Raw genomic sequence first — 1,699 nt, forward strand, 5'->3', positions numbered from 1 at the left:
CCATCCTTGCCGATGAAACCCGGACGCGCGGGAACGATGACACACGACTACAAACGCAACGGCACCATCGATCTGTTCGCGGCGATGAATGTTGCTACCGGTGAGGTATTGACCGACCTGCGCAAGGGGCATACCGGCGCTGACGTGTTGCGGTTCTTCAAACAGATCGATGCCAGCGTTCCGCGTGGTCTCGGTGTACATGTCGTGCTGGACAACTTGTCGGCGCACTCCACCCCTGAGATCGCGAAGTGGTTGGCGCACAAGGATCGTCGTCGGTGGCACCTGCATTACACCCCGACCTCGAGTTCGTGGGTAAACCTGGTGGAACGCTGGTTCAAAGAACTCACCGACAAACGACTGCGTCGTGGTGTTTTCACCAGCGTCGCTGAACTCACCGAAGCCATCACCGCATGGGCCGCGCACTGGAACGCTGACCCCAAGCCCTTCATCTGGAAAGCCACCGCCGAGGACATCATCGCCAAAGTCCAACGCGGCAGAGCCACTCTTAACCAGATCAAATCGCAGACGGACCACTAGCCGAGAATGGTGGCCACGACATCAAGGCGGCCAAGGACAAAGCCGTGTCCGCGATCACCGCCGCTGAAGACGCAGGATTCAGCGTCGATGAGGACTTGACTATCACCGATACCAAGCGGGTCGACTTCTTCTCGATGCGTGCGCGCCAGACCGAAGCGAACGAGCACGCCGAGGATATTCGCTGGACGGCCGGACAACTCGTCGAGACCGCCACGTTGGTGGGTAGACGACTTCAAGACAAGGCGGTCGAGCTCGAAACAATAAAGTTTGATGGCGAGGATGACGGACGTGACGGATTGATCCAATTGGTGGACCACACGTTCAAGTTGAATCCTGAGGACGGCAAGCCGGATGCCGGAGAGGATGAAGCGTCGCCTGGCGGTCTGCCGGTACCCAAGCAGAAGGTGAAATCGATTGAAGGGTCCCGAGGCACGCCGCAAAGCAAAGACATCCTCAAGCCAGCGGAGGGCCGGCATGAAAAACCTCCACCGGGCACAAAGGTCGGCGAGTGGGGCAAGGATGTCAAAGCGGACAAACCGAAGGGTCCGCTCATCGCTGAAGGCAAAACGGGTGAACACGGCGGTGCCGTATGGGATAAGGTCGGCGGCGCAAAAGGGCCTGGCGGCGAATACGACTGGCGTCTCGAGGTCCTCGGCGCGCATGGTGGAGCGAATTACGAAATACGTAAAGACGGAGCCACGGGTTCCGCCCAAGGGCGAGCAAGTATCGCCGAGGGCGAGGTGAATGGTTCGAAAAACCTCGGCCCAGTCGAGATCAAAGGCCACGCAGATGGGGCACTTGGCGCAAGGGGAAATCTAACCGGGGCCGCCCGAGTTGGGTCACTTTGGCCTGTTTTCGAGAGCGGCGGCGCGTTGACCTGCGGTGATGCCTTAGCTTAGTGCACCTGCTAGGCACTAATTTGGATCAGTAGGCTGCCTGGATGGTCTGGATTCGGCGAGTGCGCACGGCCTCGGGCGCGACGGCAGTCCAGATCGCCGAATCCGTGGACGGGCGCCGCCGGATTGTTCGTCATGTGGGCTCTGCGCGTGATGACGCCGAGTTGGGTCTGCTCATCGAGGAGGCCCGCCGGCTGCTGGCCGATGACACCCAGGGTGAGTTAGATCTGGGGATCACCCCGAAAGCCGTTCGGGCCCATATGGTT

General features: G+C 60.2%; 2 protein-coding genes and 1 pseudogene. All 3 read left to right on the forward strand.

Annotated features, from left to right (window positions below):
* Positions 1-537, forward strand: a 537-nt coding sequence (locus A5699_RS05640) for an IS630 family transposase (RefSeq protein ID WP_157561054.1), incomplete at its 5' end; no start/stop codon positions are given.
* A 44-nt stretch (positions 538-581) separates the two neighbouring features.
* A complete protein-coding gene (locus A5699_RS28955) occupies positions 582-1,436 on the forward strand; it encodes a hypothetical protein (protein ID WP_157561105.1) in 855 nt (284 codons plus the stop codon).
* A gap of 41 nt (positions 1,437-1,477) precedes the next feature.
* Positions 1,478-1,699, forward strand: a pseudogene (locus tag A5699_RS05650) (IS1634 family transposase); the annotation flags it as partial.

The sequence above is a fragment of the Mycobacterium sp. E802 genome, from assembly GCF_001666875.1.
Lineage (GTDB): Bacteria > Actinomycetota > Actinomycetes > Mycobacteriales > Mycobacteriaceae > Mycobacterium.